This window comes from uncultured Virgibacillus sp. (assembly GCF_947495635.1).
Taxonomy (GTDB): domain Bacteria; phylum Bacillota; class Bacilli; order Bacillales; family Amphibacillaceae; genus Virgibacillus; species Virgibacillus salarius.
The window spans coordinates 34,104-57,796 of sequence record NZ_CANMAB010000007.1 but is presented as its reverse complement, the minus strand read 5'-3'; the positions used below and the strand labels follow the sequence as shown (position 1 = coordinate 57,796).

General features: G+C 37.3%; 16 protein-coding genes and 2 pseudogenes. 4 read left to right on the top strand and 14 right to left on the bottom strand.

What is annotated here, in order from left to right:
• Positions 1–142 precede the first annotated feature (142 nt).
• Genes Q1A47_RS03110 through Q1A47_RS03095 form a run of 4 tightly spaced genes read left to right on the top strand, consistent with a single transcriptional unit; the run spans position 143 to position 4,844 of the window.
• Positions 143–1,324, top strand: a complete 1,182-nt coding sequence (locus tag Q1A47_RS03110; protein ID WP_026682529.1) for a galactokinase — start codon at positions 143–145, stop codon at positions 1,322–1,324.
• Positions 1,325–2,317, top strand: a complete 993-nt coding sequence (gene galE, locus Q1A47_RS03105) for a UDP-glucose 4-epimerase GalE (protein ID WP_026682530.1) — start codon at positions 1,325–1,327, stop codon at positions 2,315–2,317.
• A gap of 8 nt (positions 2,318–2,325) precedes the next feature.
• Positions 2,326–3,822: a UDP-glucose--hexose-1-phosphate uridylyltransferase gene (locus tag Q1A47_RS03100; protein WP_026682531.1), complete on the top strand. Its 1,497-nt coding sequence runs from the start codon at positions 2,326–2,328 to the stop codon at positions 3,820–3,822.
• Positions 3,819–4,844 (top strand): aldose epimerase family protein, encoded by a 1,026-nt coding sequence (locus Q1A47_RS03095; RefSeq protein ID WP_166530151.1) that lies wholly within the window; start codon positions 3,819–3,821, stop codon positions 4,842–4,844. Before Q1A47_RS03100 ends, Q1A47_RS03095 begins: the two co-directional genes overlap by 4 nt.
• A gap of 590 nt (positions 4,845–5,434) precedes the next feature.
• On the opposite strand, the pseudogene Q1A47_RS03090 reads toward Q1A47_RS03095, so the two are convergent.
• From Q1A47_RS03090 to Q1A47_RS03030, 14 genes and pseudogenes are all read right to left on the bottom strand, one after another.
• A pseudogene (locus Q1A47_RS03090) lies at positions 5,435–6,401 on the bottom strand (transposase).
• A pseudogene (locus tag Q1A47_RS03085) lies at positions 6,388–6,585 on the bottom strand (transposase); the annotation flags it as partial. The pseudogenes Q1A47_RS03090 and Q1A47_RS03085, both read right to left, overlap by 14 nt.
• Before the next feature lie 125 nt (positions 6,586–6,710).
• Positions 6,711–7,850, bottom strand: coding sequence for an FAD-dependent oxidoreductase (locus Q1A47_RS03080; RefSeq protein WP_166530152.1), 1,140 nt, complete (start codon positions 7,848–7,850; stop codon positions 6,711–6,713).
• Between the two features lie 15 nt (positions 7,851–7,865).
• Entirely contained in the window at positions 7,866–8,288 is a 423-nt protein-coding gene (locus Q1A47_RS20845; protein WP_026682534.1) for a DUF3995 domain-containing protein, read from the bottom strand.
• Positions 8,285–8,917, bottom strand: coding sequence for a TetR/AcrR family transcriptional regulator (locus Q1A47_RS03075; RefSeq protein ID WP_080668741.1), 633 nt, complete (start codon positions 8,915–8,917; stop codon positions 8,285–8,287). Before Q1A47_RS03075 ends, Q1A47_RS20845 begins: the two co-directional genes overlap by 4 nt.
• 281 nt (positions 8,918–9,198) lie before the next feature.
• Complete coding sequence (locus tag Q1A47_RS03070; RefSeq protein ID WP_026682535.1) at positions 9,199–9,825, bottom strand: CoA pyrophosphatase; 627 nt, start codon at positions 9,823–9,825, stop codon at positions 9,199–9,201.
• Positions 9,826–10,331: 506 nt separating this feature from the next.
• Positions 10,332–11,141: an endonuclease/exonuclease/phosphatase family protein gene (locus tag Q1A47_RS03065; RefSeq protein ID WP_246484644.1), complete on the bottom strand. Its 810-nt coding sequence runs from the start codon at positions 11,139–11,141 to the stop codon at positions 10,332–10,334.
• A 189-nt stretch (positions 11,142–11,330) separates the two neighbouring features.
• On the bottom strand, positions 11,331–12,413 hold the full coding sequence (locus Q1A47_RS03060) for a Gfo/Idh/MocA family protein (protein ID WP_166530154.1): 1,083 nt from the start codon (positions 12,411–12,413) through the stop codon (positions 11,331–11,333).
• A gap of 143 nt (positions 12,414–12,556) precedes the next feature.
• A complete protein-coding gene (locus Q1A47_RS03055) occupies positions 12,557–13,432 on the bottom strand; it encodes a sugar phosphate isomerase/epimerase (protein WP_026682537.1) in 876 nt (291 codons plus the stop codon).
• Positions 13,433–13,456: 24 nt separating this feature from the next.
• Positions 13,457–14,470 carry a family 20 glycosylhydrolase gene (locus tag Q1A47_RS03050; protein ID WP_051388433.1) on the bottom strand — a complete coding sequence of 338 codons (1,014 nt, stop codon included), beginning with the start codon at positions 14,468–14,470 and terminating at the stop codon, positions 13,457–13,459.
• Positions 14,471–14,487: 17 nt separating this feature from the next.
• Positions 14,488–15,828: a glycoside hydrolase family 125 protein gene (locus Q1A47_RS03045; protein ID WP_240455783.1), complete on the bottom strand. Its 1,341-nt coding sequence runs from the start codon at positions 15,826–15,828 to the stop codon at positions 14,488–14,490.
• A gap of 56 nt (positions 15,829–15,884) precedes the next feature.
• Positions 15,885–18,617, bottom strand: a complete 2,733-nt coding sequence (locus Q1A47_RS03040; protein WP_166530155.1) for an alpha-mannosidase — start codon at positions 18,615–18,617, stop codon at positions 15,885–15,887.
• Between the two features lie 139 nt (positions 18,618–18,756).
• Positions 18,757–21,900: an alpha-mannosidase gene (locus Q1A47_RS03035; RefSeq protein ID WP_166530156.1), complete on the bottom strand. Its 3,144-nt coding sequence runs from the start codon at positions 21,898–21,900 to the stop codon at positions 18,757–18,759.
• Positions 21,901–22,030: 130 nt separating this feature from the next.
• Positions 22,031–23,632, bottom strand: coding sequence for an extracellular solute-binding protein (locus Q1A47_RS03030; RefSeq protein WP_166530157.1), 1,602 nt, complete (start codon positions 23,630–23,632; stop codon positions 22,031–22,033).
• Positions 23,633–23,693: the final 61 nt, after the last annotated feature.

Sequence of the window (23,693 nt, the reverse complement as noted above, 5' to 3'; positions counted from 1 at the left end):
GTACTAATTATATACAAATATATGTTTGAAAATTATAACTTATTATAGTAGAATTAAATAAATTAATTTAATTAATTATTTTGTAGTGGTTTTTTTCTATTTCTGCGTCGTTATTTATACGTTTATTCAACAGGAGGTACTTATGAACATTGAAGCCTTAAAAAAGGAATTTCATACTATTTTTCATGCAGAAACAACACCACGGATATTTTTTGCACCTGGAAGAATTAATCTTATTGGGGAACACACCGATTATAATGGAGGTTATGTCCTGCCTGCTGCCTTGTCATTTGGAACTTATGCATTGGGAGTAAGACGAAAAGATAAGAAATTTCGTTTTTATTCGATGAATTTTCCTGAAAAGGGGATTGTAACATGTGATATTACGCAGCTCATCTTTGATCCGGCAGATGATTGGGCGAATTATCCTAAAGGAATGATTCAGCTACTACGGGAGCACACCAAATATATTCAAACCGGTGCTGATATTCTCTTTTATGGAAACATTCCAAACAGAGCTGGCCTTTCTTCTTCTGCTTCGATAGAAATGGTAACTGGAATTCTATTAAAAAATTTGTATCAATTAAAAGTGAACCGCTTGCAATTAATTCAATTAGGGCAAAAAGTAGAGAATACATTTATAGGAGTTAATAGCGGCATTATGGATCAATTTGCAATCGGTATGGGAAAAACAGGGCAGGCGATTCTATTGAATTGCCAAAGTCTTGAATACAAATACGCTCCGTTACATTTAGAAAACTATGTCATCCTAATTATAAACACAAATAAACATCGCCAACTTGCTAGTTCAAAATATAATCAACGTCGTTCCGAATGCGAACATGCATTAAAAGCGTTACAGAGTAAGCTCCCCATTCAAACTCTTTGTGAACTGACCCGTGAAGATTTTGATGCAAATAAGCATGTAATTAGGAACAAAGTTATCCAAAAACGGGCAAGGCATGTTGTCTATGAAAATGCTAGAACATTAGATGCAGTGCAAAGCCTACAAGAACATGATCTACAGCAGTTTGGAGAATTAATGAATGCATCACATCAATCGCTTCAACAAGATTATGAAGTGACTGGTTTAGAATTAGATACTGTCGTTGAAGCTGCCTGGGGTCAGGAAGGTGTATTAGGAGCTCGTATGACAGGTGCAGGTTTTGGTGGTTGTGCAATAGCAATTGTAAAAAAGGACAAAGCTGATTTGATTATAAATCGTATTAATAAAATATATGTCAACACTGTTGGATACAATGCGACGTTTTATACAGCAGTTATGGAAGATGGAGCAAAAGAACTAAGCGAAGGAGTGCTTTAATTGCGTATTTTAGTATTAGGAGGAGCGGGTTATATTGGCTCTCATGCAGTATATCAATTAATCGATCAAGGTAAAGATGTAGTTGTCATAGACAATTTACAAACAGGTCATTCCAAAGCGATACATCCAATGGCAACCTTTTATAAGGGGGATATTAGAGACATTAACTTTTTAATTGACGTTTTCAAAAAGGAATCCGTTGATGCAGTCATACATTTTGCTGCGAACTCTTTAGTTGGTGAATCTATGGAAAAGCCCTTACTCTATTTTGATAATAATGTCTATGGTACACAAGTCTTATTGCAAGTCATGGTAGAGTATGGAGTCAAGCATATTGTGTTCTCTTCAACTGCTGCCACATATGGCGAAGCTACTATCAACCCTATTCAAGAGACGATGCCTACAAATCCAACTAATGTCTATGGCGAAACGAAGCGTACAATGGAGAGATTAATAGAATGGACGGCCAAAGCCCATGGAATTAACTTTGTATCACTCCGATATTTTAATGTAGCTGGCGCACGAGAGACAGCCGAGATCGGAGAGGACCACCGTCCAGAGACACATCTTGTGCCAATCATTTTACAAGTAGCACTTGGACAGCGGGATGCGATAACGATCTTTGGTGAAGATTATGATACTGACGATGGTACCTGTATTCGCGATTATGTCCATGTCGAAGACCTTATTCAAGCACATATCCTAGCACTTGATTATGTACAAAATGGCGGTAAGAGTGATGTGTTTAATCTTGGCAGCAATACTGGATTTTCCGTTAAACAAATGATAGATTCAGCGCGACGCATTACAGGGAAATCCATTCCAGTTAAAACGGGAGAGCGACGAGCTGGTGATCCGGCTGTCCTAATTGCTAGCTCCAAAAAAGCTAAGGAAGTATTGGGATGGAAGCCAATGCGAACTTCGATTGAAACTATTTTAAGCGACGCTTGGAAATGGCATACGACACATCCGAACGGTTATGAAGGGGGATGAAAAGAATCATGATTTACCAACAACTTTCGAGACTAATTAAGCAAGCTCTTACCATTGGTTTCATTGAGGAACATGATCAAATCTATGTTAGAAATCAAGTCATGCATTTACTTAACCTAACCAACTTCCCAGAAGATACCATTCCATCGATAGAGGATTCCATACCTAATTTGCTAGAAAGCATTGTAGAGTATGCAGCTCGCCATCAAGTAATAGAAGATATTTTTGAAGAGAAAGAAATGCTGGCTGCTTCCATCATGAACTGTTTTATGGCTCGTCCATCCGATATCAATAGAACGTTTTACGCAAAATACGAACAATCACCGCAAGTAGCCACGGATTATTTTTACCAGTTAAGTCAAAACAGTAATTATATTCAATTGAAACGAATACAGAAAAATATTCATTTTAAAACAAATACACCTTACGGAAAAATGGATATTACTATTAATCTTTCCAAACCAGAAAAAGACCCTAAGGAGATTAAACGGGAAAGAGAATTAAAGCAAGACCTAAACTATCCTAAATGTGTGTTATGTATTGAAAATGAAGGGTATGCTGGACGTGTGGGCTACCCAGCACGTGCCAACCATCGTGTAATACGGGTGCCATTATTGAAAGAGAATTGGTATCTCCAATATTCACCGTATGTTTATTATAATGAACATAGTATCTTACTTGCAGAAGAACATCGCAATATGAAAATAGATAAACAGGCATTTGAACGTTTGGTACAATTTACCGAAATGTTTCCCCACTACTTTATTGGATCAAACGCTGATTTACCAATCGTCGGTGGTTCCATTTTAGGTCATGATCATTATCAAGCAGGCAATTATAAGTTTGCCATGGCGCAAGCAGAAGATGCTTTTACCTTTGCATTAGATCCATTTAAACATGTATTATGTTCCGTATTGAAATGGCCGTTATCTGTTATTCGGTTGCAAAGTAAAAACAAAGAACAATTAATAGCAGCAGCTAATTTTGTGCTGGAATCATGGAAAGGATATACAGACGAATCCGCCTCTATCTATGCCTTTTCAAATAACATTTCTCATAATACGATTACTCCAATTGCTAGACTACATACTAACGGCGTCCATGAATTGGATCTTGTCCTACGGAACAATCGCACCTCTGACGAACATCCCATGGGAATCTTTCACCCCCATGCTGATGTTCATCATATAAAAAAAGAGAATATTGGACTAATTGAAGTAATGGGGCTAGCTGTATTACCAGCTCGATTAAAGGAAGAATTAGCAGAGATTAAAAAATATCTGCTTGATGAAGCGTGCCATATTGCGGATTATCATCAAGCATGGAGTAAACAATTGAAAGAAACATATGGTTCTATTAAAGATAAAAATGAAGCATTATCCATTATCATGGAAGAACTAGGAAAGAAGTTCACTAAAGCCCTTGAAGATGCAGGCGTATTTAAAAACAAAGAGCAATTCTTACGTTTTATCAACTCACTAAATAGAAGTGACGATACAATATGAACATACTAACTAAAGCAGTTACAGAAAAATGGAAAGAATATACATTAATAAATGACAAGCGAATGTCCGTTAGTCTCTTAAATTATGGCGGTATCATCACAAAAATAATGGTTCCGGATCGAGATGGTAATATAGAAAATGTCGTACTAGGATTTAAAAATTATACAGATTATAAAATCAATCCTGCTTTTTTTGGTGCATTGGTTGGTCCAGTAGCTGGTAGGATTCAAGGTGCTTCCTTTCAGCTCAATGGCAAGGAGTATTTACTGGAGAAGAATCACGGGCTTCATCACCTTCATAGTGGTGCAAACGGATTTCACCAGGTGATCTGGGATGTCCAACCATTGCAAACAGACGATACTGTTGGTGTGAAGCTGACGCATAATACAGCAGGTAGTAATGAATTTCCGGGTAATGTGTCTGTAGCTGTGACATACACGTTAACAAATAGAAATGAACTCACGATTCATTACCATGCAACTACCGATAACACAACTCCAGTCGCTTTAACGAATCATAGCTATTTTAACTTAAATGGAAATGCAAAACACAGCGTGAAAAATCATGTTGTGGCATTTAATAGTGATTCATTTATTGAACTAGATCATGAATTAATTCCAACCGGAAAACAGCTCGATGTCAAACAGACAACTTTTAACTTCCGCAATGGGCGTTATCTAGCAGACGGCATGTTGACTCCTTCTGAACAGCATGAGATTGCAAGTGGTGGCTATGACCATTACTTTCTGTTTGATGGGATTGGAAATATACAGGTAACCGAAAAAAAATCCGGCCGAGTGATGAATATTACTACAAGCCAACCAGGAATGGTGCTATATACAGCAAATACTTTGGAAAAAGATATGAAGTTAGCCAACGGATTCGCTGACAAGTACATGGGAGTATGCTTCGAAACACAAGGAACTCCAGCCTCTCTCCATCACAAGCAGTTCCCATCCATTCTTTTAGAGCCAAATGAAACATACCAGGAACAAACGGTATACTCCTTCCATATAAAGTGAAACTTCACTCCGTGGGGGTTATTGTTTATCCAGCACGGATGGTTCGTACCATAAGGGTATGACCTAAAGGCCCTTGAATCAATCGGACATCTACTGGCAGTTGGTCCCCAACTCATCCATATTGATGTCCCATTATTACTTGAAGAGGGATATTCCTACAAGGTTATATGTGGGACAAGACGGAGACAAAATTGTTTTGATCAGACAACAGCTAGATCTGATAGCTGCTCTGGATATATACGTCGCTTTTCCGCGAGCACATTGGTTAGCCAACCTGTGCTGACGTACTGCTGTTTCTCTAGTTGAATAAGAAAGACTTCGGGTAGCTCCTTCTGACGAGTAGCGAATAGAACGAAGGACATGAACCTTAAAAGATAATTTGTCGTTACCAGACTTCAGTATTCTAGAAAAGGAGATGTCCTATTTTTTTCAAACTATCATTCTACATGCCAATGCAATTAAGTGAACTACTCCCACCACTTACCACCCTTACGGATTGCTTGAAGTGGGGGTTTCTTGGGTAATCGCCACTTTTAGTAGCTGACGAAATGGACCAAGCTAACCCTCTTGTTCCAAGAGTTTATATTTTATTAGGCACTTGCTAATAAGCGAATGCCTTCTTTTCTGATATTAAGCGCTGAATTATAATCTCTATCGAGATTTAGCCCACACGAACAAGCGTATGTTCTAATTTCTATAGGCATTGGTTGGGTATTTCCGCAACTCGAACAAGTTTTGGTAGATGGGAACCATTTAAATTTTGATAAGTTGTTTCCCTTGTTCTTTTAGTTTGTACTGTAAGAAAGAAGGGAACATTCCCCATCCATTATCAGCTACGCTTTTACCGAATTTAAGTGCTTGTGACATTCCTTTCATGTCTAAATCTTCAATCACAACAGCATCGAAGTTAGACACTAACTCCTTTGATTTATGGTGAAGAAAGTTTTTGCGTTGATTGGCAACTTTCTCTTGAATTTTAGCTACTCGAATACGTTGTTTATTCCAATTTGCAGAGCCTTTCTTTTTACGAGAAAGTTTACGTTGTTCTTTTGCTAATTTATTAAGTATTTGTCGATAAAACTTAGGATAATTGGCTTTCTCACCCATTGAAAAATCTAAGCCAACAACTTTTTCAATTTCCTTCCTTTTTATCTCCTTCTCGTACTCTGTAAGAATCGAAATATAGTATTTTCCTGATGAAGTCATAGACAAGGTACAAGATTTGATGTTGTACTCCGAAGGAATTGCTCGATGTTGCTTGATTTTGACCATTTTTAATTTAGGTAATTTGATATGACCATCCAACAACTGAATATTTCTATTGACGACATTCGTTGTGTAGCTTTGTTTATGGTGTTTGCTTTTGAATTTTGGGAACTTGGCATTCCCTTTGAAGAAGGCTTTATATGCCTTATCTACGTTTAGTTGAGCGTTTGCCAACGCTAATGAATCGACTTCTTTTAGCCATTCGTATTCTTTTTTGTAATTGGCAGGAGTAGGATGTTTTACCGTTTTCCATGCTTCTTTATCAGCTTTTAGGCTTTCATACGTTTCTATATTTTTTTACTACTTCAATAGGCGAACCGCCAGTCGTCAACAAACACAAGCTTCTTGACCAAAACATTTCTTTCCATAACTTTTTACGAACATGAGGAAAATCCCTCTTGCTAAATCTTGAACTGGAACTTTTATAGGAATTGATGAATTTCGATCATTCACTATTTGATTGTGCTTTGAACAAAAAAGGAAAAAAAGGCCTTTGGGCTGTCGCCCAACCGAAACTCATCTCCCCCTTACCGTTGGGCTACGCATTTCACACGCTTGAGGATGGAGACTTCTTTCGGAAGTACGTTAAATTTCCCAGATTCAAGTACTATATTCATAGCGATAATTATATATAAATTGATTTTGCTTACGGTAAAAAGCTTGAGGAGTCGTTTTCATCATTAAATTACGAATACGACAAAGGAAAGGGTGCTCGAATTGCGCCATAATCCCTACTCGTCTGGAAATCTTGCTGATTTTATTTGCTCTATCTACTCTCTCTTTCTGATAAGCTTGTAATCCACTATCTGGATGATTGAATAAAGACATGCCTAGGATGTAGGCATCTTCAATTCCTTGACATGCGCCTTGTCCTAAGTTTGGTGTCATAGCATGAGCTGCGTCTCCAATAAGAGCAATATTGTCAAAAACATATTGGTCGATTGTAGGAATATCATAGATATCATGTTTTAGGACATGATTATTTTCGATAAGCTTTACGAAGTCAGTAACATGCTGTGGGTAGTTTTCTAGGCGTTTGATCAAATCTGAAAGAAAATAATTAGATATAAGGTGATCATTTGGCCGAGTGTTAATAAGCATGTACCAGTATGCCTTTGTTTTAGATATCGGTAAATAACCAAAGCGTCCATTCGGTCCCCATAGTTCATGAAGTTCAGCGTTTAAATTCATGTGGTTGTCTATTTGGGTAACTCCTCGCCAACAAGTATAGCCAGCGTAACGAAGTGATATATTCGGCAGCAATTGCTTGCGAATAACAGAATGAATTCCATCTGCCGCGATTAACATGTCCCCTTTGACTTCTTCACCATCATTCATTAACACGGTGACTCCATGTCGATGCTGACGACATTCAACAGCTTTCTTTCCAAAGTAAACAGGGACTGATTTTAATTCCTCTAGAAGAATATGGTGTAAATCTGCACGGTGAATAGCGATTGTTTGTTCAGGAAATAGACTTTCATTAAGCTTTGATAACGTTTTCCCTTTATCAGAGGAAATAACAAAACGGTTTATGAACTGACCATGTTTTTTTAATTTTTGTGTTATCCCCCATTCCTCAAAAATACGGATAACGTTAGGTGCTAAAATAATTCCTGCTCCTACAGGTTCTAGTTTTAGTGCCTTCTCAAACACTTGTACATTCATTCCAAGTCGTTGAAGTGCTATGGCTGTACTTAATCCAGCAATTCCCCCACCTAAAATAATTACTTTTTTCATATACAAATTTTCCTCCTATTTTGTCATTAAAACATAAATAAATGTAAAACTAAGAAAAAGACAAAGGGGCGTATAGGCAATCGTATCCATTTTAGAAAAAGAAGTCCTTCGTACTTTTTTAAATAAACCTACATAATTAAAGTCACCGATGCCTCTAAGAGCAAAAACGAGAAAACAGAAAAAACAAAGGATACTAACTAGCTTCGTTTGCTTTACAAATGGGATAAGTGAGCTTTGAATGCCTAAGATGAAGCATGAACTAAAAAGGCAAACAGCCACTAAGAGTGTTACCCATTTCCCGGGGGTAAACTTGTGATGATTATGAACATCTTGAGGTATGACGGCACTTATTCCTTTTGTTCCCCCAAATGCCCAATAAACGTGAATGAAGGCTAGTAGAAGCAATATGAGACAAGAAATGATCGAAAAGAATATCATTGATCCTCCTCCTTATTCATAATAAATTGTTCGAGAAGCAGTGAAACTCTTCGGTTCACACTTTGAAGAAGTGTCGTTACGGATTGTTCATGATGTACCCACATCATCACCGATGTAAAGTACGTGCCTAAGAGAATAGAAGCAATATCTTCAAGTTCGACATGAACTTTAATATGTTCTCGTTCTATTTCTTCCTTTAATAGATTCATTAACAGGTCTTTAAGTTGTTGAACCGCATTCATTTCATCATCAATAATTCCCGAGGTTTTGAACAATTCGGCTACAGCAAATTTCATTAATTTTGGGTATTCTTCATACCTCGTCGTTAAATCAGTAAATAATGTGATGATTTTCTGTTTTACGTCCATATCTAAACTCTCTTGGATATTAGTTATCCGATCCATTTGCGATTGTCCAACAAATAAAAGAACAGATTCCTTCGTAGAAAAATAATTGTAAAACGTTCCTTTTGCAATCCCACATGCTTTGGTAATTTCAGAAACACTGACTTCATCAATACCTTTTTCAGAAAACAAACGAATAGACTCGAAGAAAATCTTTTCTTTTAGCTCTTTTTTTCTAGCTTCTCGTAACACATAAATCACCTCCACAATAATGACCATAGTCATAATTTGACTACGGTCATTATTTTATCATGCTCACCCGTTTATGTCACCAATTTATTGATTTTGATATTTAGTTGCGTCTTGCAAAGACAATATCGGCGATATAGCGCATCAGCATACTTAGCTACTTCCAAGCTTTAGTGCAGCGCATGTGAATAGAACGAAATAGTCATTTATATTATCAATGGATTAATGAACAAACACACGAGCCCCGTAAAACACTAGTAGCAGCAAGCCTCCCATCGTTTATAGAAAGCTGGGAGGCTTGCTGCTACTTCATTTATTTAAGATTGATTTGCTTGAAGTAAGTGAATAAAATGCGCTAAAATTCTTGCGGTTAATCCCCATATTACTTTATCATTATATTGATAAAACAGCTCATCTAGTTGACGAACTTTCCAATCATATTTCTTACCACCTTGAATTAAGTCATACGGAAAATTTGCTTCAGGAATCACTTGAAAATTCACTTTGTAAACCTCAGGTTCTGTTTCAAGAAAGTATTGAAGTGGTACCGTAAAAACTTCTTCTACCTCTGAACGATTAGCTTCTATTCCTTCTGGTTTCTTAAGCCGTCCAACAAAAGGATAAATAATTCTTCCAAAGTCTGATACCATATAATCTAATGGAATAACATCGTCAATTTCCTCCTCACGTATTCCTAATTCTTCAGCAGTTTCACGTATAGCACATTGTCTTTCATTTATATCGTCTTTTTCAACCCTTCCGCCTGGAAAGCAAATGTCACCCGGTTGCTGACGCATTTTTTTCGAACGGACTTCAAAAACAAGATGTGTTTCATTACTTATATCAACTAAAGGAAGTAATATAGCGAACTCATGAAATTTTTCACTACCTAAGATGGTAGGTTTTCGATCACTTAACCTAGAAATAACTTCTTTTGCATGCAAAATCCTCACCTCCAGTTAAAAAATCTATAGTGTACTGCTATTATACAATTCTCTTAATTTAATAAACAATTATTATACAAAAGTGCAAGCGCCCGATTAGAAACGTAAGGACTTGAGCGAATCAACAGAGATAAAGGAATCACGGTGAGTTTGTGAGCCGATGCTGACTTAGATTAGGGTGATTCGTAAAGTCTCCTAATTTCTGGGTGTTGGAGCTGGACGCGGTTCAACACGCTCCTATTTATCCACAAGCTCAAATTTTATAATTTCCTATTAATTTCCTAGACTAATACAAAACGGTCCAATATTAGTACCGTTCTCCGTTTATTGAGAAGAACTTTTAGAAAAACACTGCATAATAAAATGCATCCTCCATCGATGTAAATGACACTCTTATAAAATTCTCTGTTAATAATTGAAAGCAAATAAAAGGAGCCAACGATTCCTACGAGGACAGCAACAGCTGATACCCATGGAAGGCGGCTCAATCTGCAATTAAATAGCCATTATCGTTTTAATGTGATATCTACTACTATCGGAAGGTGGTCGGATGATTCAGAATAATGTACGTTGGAATTTTTATATGTCACATCTGATGAAGTTAGAATATAATCTATACGCTTCGTTGGATGGAGAACGGGATACGTATTAGCTTCAACTACATCTTTAAATGTATCTACAACGTTTAGCCCTGTCTGTAAACGTTCTAATTCTTTACTTTTAGGTTCTGCATTCAGGTCCCCCATTAATACGGTTGGTTCATTATAATAGGAGGAAATTCCTATAATTTCTTCCACCTGTCCCATTCTTTCTACATGACTTAAACCTAAATGCGTATTAAAAACAGTAAGATGTACTCCCCTTACATTAACCTTACCTATTAGTAAACCTCTTTGCTCCCCATCACTAGATAAATGTATATTCTTCGAATCTATAATTGGATACTTACTAAGTATAGCTGTGCCATATTGTCTATTTTCTACTTGTCCGGGGGCTGGCTTTAAATTTAAATTAGCTCCAAATGTATAATGGTATCCTACTAATTTTGCTAATTCTCTTGCTTGATCTACAAATTGGCTTCGTTCCCCAAAATATCGATCAACCTCCTGAATAGCAATAATATCAGCATTTGTCTCTTTAATCACATTTGCAATGCTTGGTAAGCTTAACTCATTATCCAAACCAACGGCATGATGAATATTATAGGACATCACTTTTACCGTGATATCTTTTCCGAAGCCCTTTGCATGAATATGTTCTGATAAAGCAAAGGATAGAATCAACATGAAGCTAAAACCAATAAAAACTCTCTTCAAATAACCACTTCCTTCTATCATTTCATATCTACATTCATTTACCTTTATTGTAACCAGAATAATCTTACAATATATTAAACTAGCTTAAAGCTACAGTTAATTTTATGTTAATTTGTTTTTTATTTTACATGTCGATATTTCCCGGGAAATAGAAAAACCTGACAAGCATACCCTCTTCATTCTACAAAGTCACTCCATCTTCGAATCTTCATAATGGATCTCTGCACCACTCTTGCTGGATTCATATACAGCAGTTAATATTTTCATTATTTCAACCCCATCATGTACAGGGCTTATTGGTTCTCTTTTTTCTTTGATACAAGTAATAAAATGATCAACTTCATTTTGAAACCCTTTAGTAAAATCAAAGGATAAATCATCTATTTGTGGGGTAATAGTTAAGATTGTGTCATTTTTTTCTGTAATAAGTCGGAGTTCAGGTTCTATTTCTGCGCCACCTTTATCTCCGAAAATCTGAACAGCCATGGCGTCTTCTTTTGCATGGAGTGTGAAGCTGGTATCTAGCAGTAACGATGCACCATTATCAAAACGAATCATTGCATTAGCTAAGTCTTCCACATTATTTTTATCTGGATCGTAGTCTGCAGCCTTATAGTAATCTTTGTGTTTTATATTCGAGCGATTTCCTAATTTGTAATATGTATTTCCACTAACCGATTTTACTTTTGGTTTCCCCATAAGGTACCAGCAAAGATCAATTATGTGGACACCTAAATCAATTAATGGTCCTCCTCCTGATCTTTCGTTATCTGCAAACCATCCTCCTGGATTACCTAATGCTCGTATACATGATGCCTTTGCATAATATATTTCTCCTAAATCTCCAGATTCAATAAATTTCTTTAATACTTGTGTATTTGTACCAAATCGACGTACAAACCCTACTTGTAGTACTTGTTCTGGATTGTTGTCTACCGCCTCTGCAACTGCCATTGCCTCTTTTACTGTTTTACACAATGGTTTTTCAACTAAAACATGCTTCCCAGCGTTTAATGCTTCAATAGCTATAGAAGCGTGTGTATTGTTCCAGGTACAAATACTAACAGCATCTACCTTCCTATCTGCCAACAGCTCCTTATAATCCGTATATACTGTTTTAGCTTGATACGCTGCTGCTGCTTTTTCATGTGCACGTTGGTTATTATGGTCACATATAGCATAAATGTCTACATCACTATTATTTTTATACGATTGCAAATGCATATTAGAAATTGATCCAGCACCTATTAACCCAATTTTCAATTTATTCAATTATTAGCCCTCCCTTTCGTTTTCTAACGTTTAGGCAAAAGACAATATATTCATCTCATTTTTTGTCCTAATAAAATTGTAAATTTATCCCTTTAAAACTGGCAGTAAGACCACTACTTTGAGCAATAAAGTGAACCCTTTATTTAATTCTCCTCTTCCCATAACCTTTTTATATTATCCATACCAATTTTACATGCCTCTTTACACGCTTCCATTCCTTCAAATTCTAACGTAATATTATCATCATAACCAAACTGCTTAATCGCTTGAATTATTTCTCTAATATCGATATCTCCATGACCCACAATAGCGCCTCGCAAATAGTTTCCATTGGATGTTCGAATCCACTTCCCCGCTCCAGGGTTTTTCGATTGTGGCCGGTAATAAAAATCCTTAAAATGGATAAGTGAAGCGTAGGGGAGGTTTTTTTGAACTCCTACTATTGGACTTTCGTCGACACACATAAAATTACCAATATCTAATGTTGTTTTAAAGTTAGGTCTATCCACTGCTTGTAATACACGTTGCACACGGTCACTATGCTGTACAGCTAAACCATGATTCTCAATAGTTGTTGTAATTCCAAATGGAGCAGCATAATCCGCAATTCTCCTACTCCCTTCAACAATGTATTCTAACTTATTTTCAAAATAGGCAATCGTTTGTTCGTCTGAAGATAAATCAAAAGCTGTTACATCATGACGCATATGCTTTATATTCATATGCTTCATTAGGTCAACATGCTTTTTAACTCGATCTATTTCCGCTTCAAATGCCTCTTGTGAATCCTGAATAAAATTAGCCGGAATAGCATAGTTAGAAAGCTCTATCCCATAATATTCTGCCCTTTCACATAGCTGCTCTGCTAGTTTCCAATTATCAACCAATGTATATCCGAACGGAACTATTTCCATATGTTCTCCACCGTTTGCAGCAATCCATTGCACAGCATCCAACACACTCATTTCCCCCGTATTAATAACATCTAGTAAACTATACGTACTTAAACCTACTTTCAAAATGCTCACTCCTTTATTTCCACTTTAATCCTTTAAAGCAGTTGTAATTACGTGAAGGGTATGGTGTAATTCATGAAGCTCATCTTTTTGTGAAGCACCTGTCATCTTTATCACTTTTTCGAATGAAGCTCTATCCCAGTTATTCCACGAAGTAACGAGCATACCTGGCATATTTTTTAATTTTTCACGTTCCTGTGCTTGTTGTATTCCCTGTTCTAATAAATCTACTGCGGCATCTGTTTTATACCAGCAAGCTGGAATTACAGTGAAGCCCTTTGATATAAAATTACCAATAGAAGGGTATGCTGGAAGCTTATCATAATGCCAGTCTGTAATTACAATGTCTTTTGGAATATGGTCAATCGCGTCATGTGTTCCGAATGTATCCCCTTCCCACTCGTTATATCCAAATCTTTCACTGTCATTTAAACGATCTCCCCACATAAACATTTCTACATTATGTGTTCCAACTAAATGATGATGTAAATCATTTACTACGTTTGCAAATAACTTTGCTCTGTCTTTCCCACGGCATCTGGGACAGTTAGGGTTAACCATTTCAAAAACTTCATCCATGCCAACATGAAAGCCATCAGCATCAAACGCTTCTATAATTTCATCCATCAAATCATAGACTAATTGATGTATATCTGGATGTTCCGGACACCAGCTTCTACAAAAAATTTCAGGCCACACTGCATCGAGTGAAATTTCGGGCGTTTCGTCAAATTGTGGGTATGCCGTAAGTATCGAATTACGTTTTCCGCCCCAACCCTGATGACCTAAACATTGAAATAACGGGATTAGTCTAATATTATGCTTTCGACATACGTCTGCAATCACCTTTGCATCCTGTCTCGTTAATGTACCCTCGGTTATCTCTGGATGTTTCTTAAAAACAAACGAGGTATTACATTCTAAAAATAGATAGTTAATCCCTTGCGGAACTAAAACATGATGAATAAATTCTATCAACGGTTCCACTAAGTCATGGGAACCAAATCGTAAATGAAAACCTCTAACCTTTGTTTTCTCCATTGGCATAACCTCCTTCATCATTTATTAAATGGGCTCCCTTTAACAAAATAACCGACTCTATTTAGCACAAATTCGCTAAACATTGAATTTGCCCATGAGAACCAAGGTCTCGTATAATCTGCTGGATTATCGACATGAAAGCCTTCATGCATTAATCCCGTATTTCCATCTGTTACTTTAAAGGCATTTAATATTTCCTCCTTTTCCTGCTCTGTCACTGCAGTCATCCCTTGAATTGCTAGCGCGATATGCCAAATATAATGCTCTGGTGTATGTGGACTTCCTATTCCCTTAGCTGCCTTGCCTTGATAATAATATGGATTATCTTTACTAAGTATGAATCTACGCGTATTTAGATAAATGGGATCGTTGATATCGCAATAACCAAAGTATGGAATGGAAAGTAAGCTAGGAACATTTGCATCATCCATCAGATTATAATTACCAAGACCATCCGTTTCATAAGCATAAATGGTTCCATACGTCGGATGTTGTACTTTAGCAAATTGTTCTATCCCTCGATCTATCTCATTAGCCAATCGAACTGCTTCTTCTTTGAGAAATCGATCATCTAGCACTTCATCTGCTATTTCTGCTAACTGTTTTAAGACGACGACAGCAAACATATTTGCCGGAATTAAGTAACCGTATTGACAGGCATCGTCACTTGGACGAAAACCACTCCATGTCATGCCTGTATAAGCTACAGGTGATCCCTTCCCATTATTCGAAAGTGTATCCTGTTTGGGACAATTGTCCCTTGCAAAATAGTAGGTGGAGTCAGCTTCGTGATCCTGCTCTGTTCGCCAAGTATCAATAATCCTCCTGACTGCTGCTAAAAATTGTGCATTAAAATGAGAGAGTCTTCCGGTTGATTTCCAAAACAAATAAGCCAGCTGTAACGGATAGCAAAGGGAATCAACCTCATACTTACGCTCCCACAGTAATGGAGTCATACTCGTTTGATCATCATGGTATCTATTCCCATTCGCCGTTTCATTAAAGGCATTGGCATATGGATCATGCGTAATAAACATGAATTGCTTTTGCAATACGCCTTGAATCATATCTGCTATTTCATGATCCGTTTCTGCAAGTAATAAATACGGTCGTACTTGTGCAGCCGAATCTCTTAGCCACATTGCTGGTATATCCCCTGTGATCACGAAAGTAGTTCCATCTACTTGAGGGCGAATGGTTGTTTGGTAGGTGTTTGAAAAGCATTGCTCAAACATTGCTTGTATCTTATGATCTTGTTTAAAATGTCGTTTTACCATATCGATCATTTGCTTCATCGATATTGGTACATTTATTTCCACTACATCACCACATCCTTTCCATGTATTAGCAGTATTCATCTCAGCCCACTGAGCAACAAGCCGTTATTGGTATCAGCCAATACGGAATACGTTGTTTATAGTTTTTGTTTAGAAAAACCGATGGTAACAATTTCATGTTTTTTCACAGGAAATGAGCAGCTTGATTCGATTTCGTTCATGAAAGGACTTACTACTTCCTCCAAGACATTACTTCGATACATATAATTGCATGAAGCTGGTGAATGAACCGTTAAACGAGCGTCCCTATTCGTTAAATTGAATCCCCGAGCTATCACATCACTTGATTCATCCGATACTTTTAAAGAAGTAAATGCAAGTAAATTTGATTGCCATTCAACAAACGATTGAGCTGGAGGTAAAACTCCTTCCTGTATAGCTGCCTGCTTTACCGTTAGAGGTACTTGGTATTGATACGAGTCTTGAAATGACACAAGCTTGCTGCGCTCCCCTTCATGCGGATAGATACAAATGGAAGCCGTTTGCTCACCTAAACATTGAGCCTCAGGGGTTGGAAAGTATCCCCAATCTCCTAGTTCCCTTACAGATCGAAGTAACGTGATGGCAATTGTATTTCTTCCATCGCGTAATATTTCATACTCATTTAAACCAAAATTAGCGATCGTAAGCCCTTCCAATTCATTACTAACGTTTACAAATGCTTGCTGATGCTGGGAATAGTCTGGATTTGCCCAATCTTTTGCAGGCTCATTTGATCGCTCTGCTACTTCAAATACAGAGTCAGCATAATGCGTATCTGTTTGTATATCTGTCGGAAATAGCATTCGTAACCGATGATCCTTTGCCTGATTAGTAAAGGAAGTAGTAATTTGTACACCACGGTTATTTTTTTCCAATGTGACATAGGTCGTAATCGTATGAGTAATGGTATCCGTAACTCGTTTGGCTTGCCTCCCTGTAAACCAAACAAGCTCTTGCTGTTCCTGATCTAAGAGCTCAGAAGCACCTTTAGGTAGATCCCATTCATGAACAATTTGATAAACCGCACGAAAGGGACTATCCTTAATAATCGTTATTTCCGCTCTTATATCCTTTGTTGTTAGAGGTGTCTCTTCTTTTGGCTGCTTGTACATATATTCGTTTCCAATGTCCCCCGTATCTTCATAGATACATAGATCCTTATAAATGCGGCCATTTTCTTTATTCGTAATAACCAGAGATCCATTTTCATTCATTTTTACATGTGTATATTTATTTTCCATTTCCCTTTCATTTATAACTAATGATTGATTGCTAGCCGTTTTTGATGCTCCTGAACGGTGTACCAATGCAAAGGTTTCATACCCTAGTGTCGGAATATTTTTCGCTTCAAATGTTAAACGCACCCGCCTCGCCATAAAGGGTTGTCTAAATTGGTTATCAGGTAGCTCATAATCAAAAGCTATCCCTAAATCTTCCCATTCACAATCCATTCTATTTCCATACGCATCTACCAATATTTTGGTACCTAATGGGAACGCTTTTAGCTGCTGTTTGTTTACTCCTGCAGAAAAATATTCTTTTCTCACATCTAAAACCACCGAAACAATTCCAGTACGAATTTGTCCGGTTGTATTGTACACAGCGAAAGGAATAGCATCTTCTCCCCATTTGGTAAAGGTTGTCGTATCAATATTTCTTGTTACGCTAGCTAAACTCTTATCGATAATAACTTCTGCTACCTGCTGACACTTCTCGAACCGAGTAACCATCTCACGATGAACTTCATCCACACTACAGCCGCATATACTATCATGTGGATGATTCTGCATTAATATTTTCCAACCGTATTCAAATAAACCATGATCATATGTTTCTCCTTGTAAATAGGCAAAGGTAGCAAGAGGTTCTGCAACCTTTTCAAGCAGCACCTGACTTTGCTGATTCATTTGTTTAATGTAAATACGGGACGATGCAGTGTTTACAAGTGTCCCCCAACCATCTGTATGCTGGCTTCTTAATTCTCCATCAATGATTTTTATATCACTTGGAATAGAAGATGCAAGCTTCTCACAATACGCATTAAAATTTGAATGCATAAAATCCACATCAGGATTTAATTTCTTAGCTGTTCGCAGGGCTTCGGGCAAATTAAGTTGGATAGGCTGATGGTCACAGCCATTCATTAATAGCAGATGTGGCGTGGATGCATACTCCTTTAATGACTGAAGCTGCTTGTCCCAATAGTCTTGAGCTAATTTTTTAGCTACTGGTACTTCATTTCCATTACAATACCAATTGGCGAATAAGATACCAAGTACAGAAGAACCATCTGGGGAACGCCACAGCATCTCTGAATAAGGAGATTCATAGCTTGTATCTTCCTGAACCACATTATTGAATCCTGTGGGCTTTACTCCTCTCCCGAAAACGGCATGATGAATCCCTGCCTGGCTTAATACCTGTGGTGCCTGACCAATATTACCAAAAGAATCCGGAAAGTATCCTACATTGGAAATTCCTCCCCACTCCTTCGAATCTTTCATTCCATATAATAAATTTCGGACATTGGATTCACTACTTGTTAAAAATTCATCCTGTAGAATATACCATGGACCAATATATATCCGCCCTTCTTGAATGAACTGTTTTAGTTTCTCTCTCATTTGCGGACGTACTTGCAAATAATCTTCCAATATTATTGTTTGACCATCTAAATGAAAACTTTTAAAATCAGAATCATTTTCTAAGACTTCTAAGAGCTGATCCATTAATTTGATGAGATACATATGATGCTTCTCATATGGCAAATACCATTCCCTATCCCAATGTGTATGTGAAATGATATGAACTGTCTGGTTACCTTCCAATTGCAATCCTCCTTGATAATAAATAAATGGGTCTATAGAGGTGCGACCTAAATGTTTTTAAACAAAAACTTGCTATTATGGTAGTTTCATCTTTGTAATAAGTTAATTAGTAATACACAGAGTGACTAACATTTTACTTCTATGATTTCGTAAGGTTAACTAGAAATGTTTTTATTTCATATGGCTTGATGTAAAACTTAATCTGTTCTTCATGATGTTTCTCTCCAATTACGCGCTCCATTAGATCACATTCCTGCCATGATAAAATGGAAAAGTCACTAGTAAGTGATACTTCCTCACGTTTCCCCGTAAATTCATGAATCCTTACAATTGCTTGATCGCTATTCTCTGCCTTTTTAACCGCATCTATCATCACATGATTGACAGAGCAACGAAACATGGAAAAATCTCCTTCATTGACTCTTCCATTACTATATATGAGTGGTTTATTTAATGCCCACGCCGCTTCCACGGTTTGCCCTTCGCTCCAATTACCTTGATGAGGAAATAATGCATACGTAAATTCATGATAGCCTTTATCTGCACCTGGATCCGGATGAATCGGCGATTTGAGCAGGGAAAGCCTTATGACATTATCCTTGATATCATAGCCATATTTGCAATCATTTAATAAACTAACGCCATAGCCCTCTTCCGAAAGATCCGCCCACTGATGTCCAACTGTTTCAAATCTTGCATAATCCCAACTTGTATTCCAATGGGTTGGCCGTTTGACATTTCCAAATTGAATATCATACGTTGCCTCTGTTGAACGAATATCAACAGGGAAGGCTACTTTAAGCAGACGTTGATTTTCCTGCCAATCTACAGATGTTTTAAAATCTATACGACGGTGATTGCGATAGACAATCATATCTTGCTGAATAACCGACCGACCATAATTCCAAACAAAACGAATGGTAGCATGTAAGTCGCCAGTTTCAATTACATGAATAGATTGCAATAACGATACTTCCTCCATCTTTTCTTGATAAAATATGTCAATATCCCACGCATCAAACATAAGCGGTTTATCTTCGAATACTTGTAATACATTTCCAATCGCTTCTTTTGCCAGTACTTCTCGATTATTTTTACGATCATACAGACGAGTAATTTGCCCCTTTTCATTCCAAGAAACCATATAAAATGGGGAGATAATCCCGTCCTCAGTATGGTTAAAAACCGGAGCAGCAGCTTGCTTTCGTGCTTCACTTGCAGACTGATACGCTATCCCCTTCCAGCCCATTGCTGGGACGTCTTTAACATAAACATAACAGCCTTCTTCCGTGACCTGTGTAGTTAATAATTTATTGTCACTATCCACCCATTTTCCATTCATATCTATCTGCTCAGACTTACGAATAAATACAGTATCATCTCGATTCCACGGTACAGAATTAAATATTGTCCACTTATTTTTGTCACTCTGAATAATACTTGAAACAGCATCATTCCACGTATTGTTCCCAATATCTTCTGCTTCCTGATACTCTTTCTTAGCATCTTTATATACTTCGTTAATAGAAGAGCCAGGGATGATATCATGAAATTGATTTCGCAATATCGCCTTCCAGCCTATTAATAAGGAAGCATCCGGATAGCGTGAAAAATTATCATGATAAACAGAAGCTATTGTACTAAGCCACTCACTGTCTCTATAAAGTAATTCAAGCTTTCGATTCATTCGCTTCATGAATGCTTGACTGGTATAGGTTCCACGATGAAATTCAAGATACAATTCCCCATCCCATGTATGGACATAGTTCTCGGTTTCTTCCATTGTTTCGTGCAACTTTCGAAAATAATCCTTTGCACGAGACGTTTTCACACGGGGAAGACCAGGTAATTTATCCATCCTGCTTCGCATTTCCAGCATTTCTCTATTTACTCCACCACCACCATCGCCATATCCATAAGAAATCAGTAGATCTTGATTCAGTTGTTTATCCCTATATGCTTCCCATGATTCCTTAATCACTTGTGGTGTCATGAAGCCGTTATATGTATAGTATCTTGAATCTGGCCAAGGCTCTGTCGTGGTAATAAAATGTGTAAGTATTTCACTACCATCTATTCCTCGCCAATAAAACGTATCATGAGGCATTCGATTAAATTGACTCCAGCTTATTTTTGTTGTCATAAATGTCTTAATTCCAGATTTCTTCAATATTTGAGGCAGCGCCCAGCTATATCCAAACACATCCGGTAGCCATAAATATTCACTTTCTATATTTAACTCATCTTTAAAAAACGTTCTTCCTACTAATAGCTGCCGGACAAGTGATTCTCCTGATGGGATATTACAATCAGCTTCTAGCCACATACCTCCATCTGCTTCCCAAGCACCCTCGGCTATTTTTTGTTTGATAGATTCATAGATAGCTGGATAATCTTCTTTTAAATAGGCATATAACTGTGGTTGACTTTGTAAGAATTTATATTCTGGATAGCGCTCCATCAGACGAAGTACTGTGGAAAAAGATCGTGCTGACTTTTCCCTTGTATGCTTTAATCGCCATAACCAAGCTACATCAATATGTGTATGCCCCACAGCATGGAAAGTAACGTGATTTGATTTCTCTAGTGTTTGTAACTGTTCCGTTAAAAAGGTTTGTGCATGATATATCGATTCATAAAAGCTCGAAGCTCCAGGGTTTAACCAATTAATTTTATTGATCGATTGGTTTAGTATTTGTAACAATTGATGCTTCTCCGGCTGATTCTCATTTAATACCTGGATTGTTTCGATCATCGCCTTCGCATCAAAATAAAAACCATCGACGCTTTCATCTAGCCAAGCAACTTCTGCTCTTCGTAACTTATATTCTTGATTAGTAGGATGGCCTCCTCCTTCGAGCCCTGACCATAATCGAAAATCCAAGGCTAGCGTGTTTCCAGCATAATCACTAGAAAGAAAAACCTCTTTATGATTGGAGTCAACGCCTTGATAGGGTTGTTTATTCACAAATAATAATGATTCAAATCCTGAATTATTCCCTCCACCTGTGTTACCAAAATCAAAAAAGCCAATTATTTGTTTTTCATCCCACTCTTTTGGAATGGGAACATTTGCAGACAACCATACATATAAATCTCTACCTTCCCACCTGTCTCCGATTCTAATTGTTGTATTGTCACTAATAGAGTTAGGTGGATATGCACCAATCTCACCTTCTTCATCTATACGAAAAGTCCATTCTGCTATTTTTTTCGCATCTCGATATCTGTATACGGAAAGCTCTTCCATTCTTGCTTTTAGTTTTTCTTCTGTTAAAAACACCGTTGTCATCACCTCACTAACAAATTAGCTATGTAAGAACGGCTCGTATGACATTCCAAAAAGACATACGAGCCATTGTTCAAGTACTTTACTATTCAACACGCATCTAGCTTATCCTATACATTTTTTATTAACTATCTGACCATCTGTTATAAGCATCCTGATAAATTTCAATATATTCTTCGATTTGCATGTTTTCAATTGTCTTTATATATTCCTCCCAGTTTGATAATGATTCAACACCTGTTATGAATTTAGCTTCCATTTGCTCTACATAGGATTGCAAATCAACTTCGATCGTATTTGCCTTCTTCTGTTCTTCTGGTGATAAATAAACCAATGGATACGGAACCTCTGCATAAGGCGTAATTTTTTCATTTGTTTCTGTAGCAATAAATTTATCGAATTCAGATAAGGCTCTACCTTCTATCGGGCCACTAATTGTAGGGGTGGAAATCCCATAATCTGGGGTGATCGTGCCACGATAATCTTCTTCCGATTTAAAGCCTTCTGGTACCTCGCGATCAACCTTCTCCCCTCCTTCTTTATCCTTCCACTCCCACATGTAACCTTCAGGGCCACGATTCAAAAATTCGTAGCCTTCCTTAGAGTAAAAATAATCTATCCATCTAATAGAAGCTTCAGGACTAGGATTATTGCTAGTAATCGCAAACGTACCTCTCTGAATAGCAGGGCTTCTAGGGATAATTGCTTTATTTGAAATCGAGCTTGTTAGTGGTTGAAACATCGGATTATTCATTGCCTCTTCTTCAGATTCTCCAGTTGTAAAGAATGAAAAATAGTCAGGGAATACGCCAATTCGATTTTCTTGCCCTTTTGCCTTTTTTTGTTCATCTGATTGCGAAAAGGTCTCTGGATCTAATAATTCTTCTTCATAAAGCTTATTCATAAATGTTAAGTATTCTTTATAGTTTTCGGTAATTGGTGTATACCTTACCTTCCCGTCCACTTCCTCTATTCCCCATTCTTTCATTCCAAATGCTCCTAACAGCCATGGTCTAGAGCTATTCATTTTCACATCAAGAAGCGGAATTTCATCAGCCTTCCCATTACCGTTGGGATCCTCTGTCTTAAATCGCTTTAATAGTTGATAGAACTCGTCTGTTGTTTTAGGTAATTCTTTAACTCCTAACGCATCTAGCCATTTACCGTTATACCATAAAGGTCCTCGATACCATCTAGAAGTAGGTCCTTCAGCAACGGTCGGTAGTGCATAAATATGACCATCTATTGTTGTTATCGATTTCTTTACATCTGGTCTTTCTTCTAAAAGCTTCTGCAGATTCGGAGCATGCTCAGCTATCAGATCTTCCAATGGTACTAATACACCCTGTTCACCATAATCTACTTCCATTGCTGGTGTGAAGTTACTTGAGCCTGCACCATAAATAATGTCTGCTATGTCGCTACTAGCAAATGCTAGATTTAGCTTTGTTTGAAAGTCATTTAACGGAGGTGTAATATACTCAAATTCCATATTTGTCATTTCAGCATATACTTGCAAGGTTGGCATATCACTCCACTCAGCGACACCAGTTCCAGGTGCCATCATGGACAGTTCAAGTTTTTCATCAACAATTGGAAAACCTTCTTCATTTACTTCGACATCAGTAGCCGAAGCAGACTCTTCATTTGTTTCTTTGGATTTACATGCAGCTAAAGTAACTACTAAAAGTCCAGTAATTAACAACAAATATACGATTTTTTTCATCCTACCATCCCCTTTCAGACATGTAATAGATTTCCTAAATGATAAGAAGTGGTCACCTCCT